The organism is Paenibacillus hebaui (assembly GCF_051934385.1).
Classification (GTDB): domain Bacteria; phylum Bacillota; class Bacilli; order Paenibacillales; family Paenibacillaceae; genus Paenibacillus.
Map to the genome: position 1 here is coordinate 2,882,470 of NZ_CP196836.1, position 6,730 is coordinate 2,889,199.

At 48.0% G+C, this 6,730-nt stretch carries 1 protein-coding gene; it reads left to right on the forward strand.

Going from position 1 to position 6,730, the window contains the following annotated elements:
- Window positions 1-30 precede the first annotated feature (30 nt).
- Window positions 31-6,726 (forward strand): beta-ketoacyl synthase N-terminal-like domain-containing protein, encoded by a 6,696-nt coding sequence (locus ACR32F_RS13290; RefSeq protein ID WP_440119137.1) that lies wholly within the window; start codon window positions 31-33, stop codon window positions 6,724-6,726.
- Window positions 6,727-6,730: the final 4 nt, after the last annotated feature.

The following is a 6,730-nucleotide window of genomic DNA, read 5'->3' on the forward strand; positions in this document are numbered from 1 at the left end:
GGGATTATCAGACAGTGGGGGGAACGTGTAATGAAGGAACTGAATGAGTTGTTGGGTCAATTATTATGGGGCAGACTGTATGCTGCCGGCCTTTTGAGCAATTTCCGGGGTGAAGACGCCACTATAGCAGAAATGCCTGATCTAATGATCAAGCGTTACAGGAGATGGTGGCAGGAGAGTCTCGTTTATTTGCAAAAATATGGTTATTTCACCTCTACCGGCTCTGTAAATCCCTTGATTCAGACCAACGATACAGACTTGGCTCATGCATGGAAGGAATGGGACAGAAAAAAATTGTTGTGGCTAGCCGATCACAACGTGTCTTCCTACATTCCACTGCTGGATGCCACGCTCCGAGCGCTGCCAGACATTTTGACTGGTCAGAAGTCTGCAACCGATATTATTTTTCCGAATAGTTCCATGCATCTGGTGGAGAACATTTACATGAACAATCCTGCTGCCGATTATTTTAATGCCGTTTTGGCAGATCGGGTTGCAGCTATTATAAAACAGCAACTTGTGCAGAACCCGAGTGCACATATCCGCATTGTGGAAATTGGAGCCGGGACAGGAGGCACGAGTCAGGCAGTTCTTGCCCGACTGAGTGATTTTCATCCCCATATTCATGAGTACTGTTATACCGATCTTTCCCAGGCTTTCTTGAGTCATGCCCAAAAGGTGTATGGTCCGCGTTATCCGTACCTTACATACGGAACGTTTGATTTGTCCCAACCGTTGTCCACCCAGTCTCTGCAAGCGGGGACCTATGATATAGCGATAGCAACCAATGTAATGCATGCTGCTCCTAATATTCGCCTTGCCTTAAGGAACGCCAAGGCATTGCTTCGTTATCAGGGTGTTTTTTTGATCAATGAAATCACCGAAAATACGCTTTTGAATCACCTTACATTTGGGTTGTTGGATGGATGGTGGAACTATGAGGACCCAGCTCTTCGTATTTCCGGAGGACCTTTGCTTGAACAGGAAACCTGGAAAAACATTCTGTTATCCGAGGGGTTCGGGGAAGTGCAGTTACTGGCTCATTCTGACGAATTCAAGGGTCAGCAAGTGATAATGGGGACAAGTAATGGCGTGGTACGTCAGCAGACCGTGAAACATGAGCAAACTGTCAAACATCAGGCCCAAAGTCGAACGAGCCGCATTCAGCACAATATTCAGGAAAAACCGTCAGAAATCCGGTTGCCCGAAGTGGAGAGTTCACGTTCATCCGAAGAAAAACTGAAGTACATAAAGGAAGTGCTTGTTCGGACATTATGTGAATCTTTGAAAGTTGAGGCACAGCTAATCGATCATGAGGAGGCTTTTTCCGATTATGGAGTGGACTCCATAACGGGTGTTCGATTAATTCATTCCATTAATGAACGTTTGGGAACGGAGCTGTTCACCACCGATATATTTGATTTTCCTTGTGTCAACCAGCTTGCACATTATATTGCGCCAATGTATCAGGAGAAACCGATGGAGCCAGAACAACAAACGCAGTTTTCTGGGGTTCACAGTATCCATAAGCGCGATGTCCAGCAAACTCAACAGACTGGTATTGGTGAAGAGCGAGAATTCAGCTTGGGTGATGCAATGGAGAGTCATTCCGATGGAGGTATAACATCCTCCGGTTCCAACAGCACACACAAGGAGATTGCTATTATTGGCTACAGCGGTAGATTTCCGCAATCAGATCATGTGGATGAATTATGGGAGCATTTGGCCGCAGGCAATGACTTGATTCAGCGTGGGGCGCGATGGACTTCCGAACAGACAGGATCAACTGTAGGGAAAACGGAAAATAATCATGGGGCATATTTAGAGGATAGCGACTGTTTTGATCCCTTGTTTTTCAAAATTTCCAATGTTGAAGCGATGCATATGGACCCTCAACAGCGATTGTTTCTGGAGGAATCGTGGAAAACCCTTGAACACGCCGGATACGCAGGGGAACTGATTCAGGGCCGCAAATGCGGAGTCTACACCGGATATTGCGGAGGAGACTATGAAAAGTTGATCGGTGAACAGGCGCCTGCACAAGCGTTTTGGGGCAATGCTGCGTCCATCGTACCTGCCCGGGTATCTTATTTTCTAAATTTACAGGGACCAGCGATCGCAGTGGATACCGCTTGTTCGAGTTCGCTGGTTGCCATTCATCTGGCTTGTCAAGCCCTTTGGTCAGGGGAAGTGGAGCTTGCTCTGGCAGGTGGAGTGTTTGTCCAATCCACGCCGGATTTTTATATTTCTACTAGTCGGGCGGGCATGCTGTCCCCAACTGGACGGTGCCATACCTTTGATGAACGTGCAGACGGTTTTGTGCCGGGTGAAGGTGTTGGAGTCTTGTTGCTTAAAAGGTTGGAGGATGCCATCCAAGATGGCGATCATGTCCACGGGATCATTAAAGGCAGCTGTATCAATCAGGATGGAAGCACCAATGGAATTACGGCGCCCAGTGCAGCTTCCCAAGAAAGGCTGGAAAGCCAGCTTTACGAACAATTTGGTGTTAATCCGGATCAGATCCAAATGGTCGAGGCGCATGGTACCGGAACGAAACTGGGTGATCCCATTGAATTTGAAGCACTGAACCGGAGCTTCCGGAAGTATACGAGCCGTTCACAATATGCTGCAATAGGTTCGATCAAGTCGAATATGGGACATTCAATTGCAGCAGCGGGCATAGCCGGTGTTATCAAATTGTTATTGGCCTTGAAACATCAACAGATTCCGCCGTCCATTCATTATTCCAAAGCAAATCCCAATATTGATTTTCCGAATAGTCCATTCTATGTCAATACCCAATTGAATCCATGGCATACACCTCCCGGACAAAAAAGGACTGCACTTGTAAGCTCATTTGGCTTTAGTGGAACCAACGCTCACCTTGCCATCGAGGAGGCTCCCGGAGAGTTGTCTCCTTCAATACATAAACCGGGTTATCTATTGGTGTGGTCTGCACAATCGACAGGACAGTTGAGAGAACTGGTGAGACGAATTGCGCAGCATTACAGGAAAGTGGGAGCCCAGCTTGATTACGCAAGTGCAAGCTTCACTTTGGTGACGGGAAGAAGGCATCTGGAGCATCGGGTAGCATGTGTAGTTCAGCATTCTGACGATCTGGCCTCCATTTTGGAACAATGGCTTGAAACCGGGGGCTCATCACAGATCTACACGGCGGATTTATCAGGCAAGCCTTCCAAAGAGCAATCCGTTCTTCGACGTTATGGAAATGAATGTATCCAACGAATTGCTGTGGAATCATCAGATGATTCGCGATATTTTGAAAACCTGCATGCCATTGCAGAACTGTATGTACAAGGATATGAATTGAATTATAACCGGCTTTATTCGATAGAAAAGTATAAAAGGATACCTCTTCCGACGTATCCCTTTGCACGGGAAAAATATTGGGTGAGTTCCGAGGAAGCAACCCGGTCCGTTGGAACGGATGTAAAAGGGGAGATTTCGGATGTTGGTGCTGTCACAAAAGAGCGCAGAATAGCCAAGCTCCTCGGGAAACAATGGAAGCGTTCGGCGGTTACAAACCTTGATCAGGGGCATGGAAAAGTTGTGGTTGGATCAACAATGAAAACCGTTGGACTTGCCAATAAACTTTCACAGATGATACAGGGGAGCAAGGTTGTGCTTGTAAGCGAGGAAGAGAAGGACTTTGGACGTCTGCTCGATGTTTTGATAAATTGTGATGCTTTTATAGACCTGTCAGGCTGTGACCGAAAGATGGAAGCGGAAGAAATGATGCTGGACAAGCTGATTCACTGGATTGCCCAGCTTCAGCAAATGATTATTTCCCGTGACCACAAAGAATTAAAACTGTTTGGAGTCACCATGGGCCTGGAGTCTTTCCAAAACAAATCCATTCATCTGGGTGGAGCAGAACGGGCAGGGCTCTACGGGATGCTCCAAAGTGAGTACAGTCATATTATTTCGCGGCATATCGATGTGGACCCGGCGGACAGTGAGCTTGATGTCGCTGCACAAATCGTCCAGGAGCTAACTCATGCGGGAAGGGAACATGAAGTCTGTTATCGCGAAGGACAGCGGTACAGTGCTTATCTGGATACGCTCGATAACATAAATATTCAGCAGTCTAATCAAAACCGACTCCCTTTTCCATCCAGTCATGTCCTGTGGGTAACCGGGGGAACACGAGGTCTCGGCATGCTGTGTGCGCAGCATGCCGTTCGACACTACGGGGTCCGTAAACTTGTTCTGATCGGTCAGACCCCATTTCCACCTCGGAATGAATGGTGGGCACGACGCGGGGACAAAGACGAGATCGGCAGCAAAGTTAGAGAAATCCTGGAATTGGAGAAGCAGGGCATACAGATTGTAGTGCTGTCTCTTGATATAGGTAATAAGGAAAAACTTCTGGAGGCTGCAGAACATATACGTTCAACGATGGGCGCAGCCGGAGGGGTAATTCACGCAGCCGGCATAGCCGACCTGGAGAATCCCGCCTTTATTCGTAAACCGCTGGAAACGATTCGGAGGGTGTTGTCCCCCAAAATGTTAGGCACTGTTGCGCTCTATGAATGCTTCCGTCACGATCCCTTGCAATTTTTTGTCCTGTTCTCTTCCGTGACTGGAGCCATTCCGAAACTTGGTGTTGGACAAAGCGATTATGCCATGGCCAACACCTACATGGATTATTATGCCGCAGCGCATGCTCATCACAGTCCCCTTATCAGTATCCAGTGGCCAAACTGGAAGGAATCAGGGATGGGTGAGTTTCCGAGTCAAGCCTATAACGAAACCGGATTGCTCAGTATCACGGATAAAGAAGGACTGAAGCTGCTGGACTGGGCACTAATCACTCAACAAAGCGCAGTAATGCTTCCGGCAATAATGAGCGGCGAATCCACTGATGTTGAGGGGGAATCGGGGCTTTCCAGATCTGTTAAAGCTGAAACGATGCCTGAAATACCCATCATAAGTGGCGTTCCCTTTTCTGATACGTCTGAGACATTACAGATGAAACTAAGTTCCATTTTCGCTGAGGAGTTGTGTATTGAACCCGAGAAAATGAACCCGGACCGATCATTCGAACATTTTGGGATGGATTCAATCATGATTGCGCAGCTGGCACGCCGGGTGGAATGCGAGCTACAGATTCCTGTGATTGAACCTCATCTTTTTTTGGACTACCCAACAATCGCAGGGCTGACAGGGGCTTTGCTGCAAAAGTACGTAACGAGTCCGCATGTGTCTCCTGAACAGCTCAACAGACCTGAGGATCGGCAGATTCTCCTGCCGTCGAAAGATCGTTCCCGTCCCCGAGTGGCCATCATTGGAATGGCCTGTCATTTCCCGGATGCGGTGAACCCGGAGCAATTTTGGAACAATCTGAAAACAGGCAAAAACAGCATACGTGAAATTCCGTCATCCCGGTGGGATTGGAGAACGTATTATCATCCTGAAGGTAAAGCAGGGACAAGCATGAGCAAATGGGGTGCATTTCTCGATGATCTGGAATCGTTTGATCCTGATTTTTTTGGAATGGATCACTCCCTAGCGACTCATCTGGACCCTTTGCAAAGGCAGTGGCTTGAGGTCAGTGCCGAAGCGCTCGCAGATGCAGGATATGGAAAGGATCAGCTTGAGTCGCTTGAGGTTGGTGTGTTTGCAGGGGCAAGAACAGGTCATTTCATGAGTAAAATACGTCAGGACAACAAACAAACCATCATTGGTACAGGTCAAAATTTTATTACGGCACATCTGGCTCATTTATACAACCTTAGAGGTCCCAATATGGTGGTAGACACAGCCTGTTCCAGTTCCCTAACAGCGATCCATCTGGCTGCCCGGAGTTTGCAGAATGGGGAAGCGGATCTGGTGATTGCCGGTGGGGTTGAAGTTCTATTGGATGAGACGCCTTATCTTTCCCTGACTGCATCAAGGGTGCTGTCACCGGATGGACAATGTAAAACCTTCGATGCATCTGCCAACGGAATTGGGGTTGGGGAGGGCTGTGGAGTAATTGTCATGAAACGATTGGAGCAGGCCATAGAGGACGGAAACAAAATCTACGGAGTGATTGATGGCTCTGCGATTAATAATGATGGGCATACGATGGGCGTGACCACGCCGAACCCTCAGGCTCAGCAGGCATTGATCGAACGTGCCATCAAAGATGCGAATATTGATCCGGCTTCAATCAGTTATGTGGAAACACACGGAACAGGCACTGTTATTGGTGATCCCATTGAGCTTAAAGCGTTAACCCGAGTGCTGGGAACCACGATGGAAAAGGGGGATCTTTGCGGCGTGGGAAGTGTCAAAAGCAATGTGGGACATCTGTTGAGCGCGGCAGGGACAGTTAGCATGATCAAGGTTTTGCTGAGTATGATGCATGGTCAGATCCCGCCTAGTTTGAATTGTCCGCATCCGAATCCGAGATTTCGGTTTGAAGAAAGTCCGTTATTCCTCGTTCAAGACCTTACACCCTGGACCAATAAAGTGTTGCGTGCGGGTGTCAGCGCATTTGGACTCGGAGGAAATAACGCTCATATCCTTGTCAGCAATGAAGGTGTCCCGGAACAAAATAAAGCGACACTGGAATCTCGTTTACATCGCATTGCCTGGAACAGAGCCCGGTTTTGGCCGGACCAGGGTGAGGAAAACTCGGTGGTCGGAACGTATTCAGGACAAGAAAATCGTAAACCTGAGCATATGCTGCCTTTCTTCACACCGAAAAAATTGCAGTAAGGGG

Coding starts and splice junctions, on each gene's coding strand:
- ACR32F_RS13290 (WP_440119137.1), top strand. CDS start 31: ATGAAGGAACTGAATGAGTTGTTGGGTCAATTATTATGGGGCAGACTG.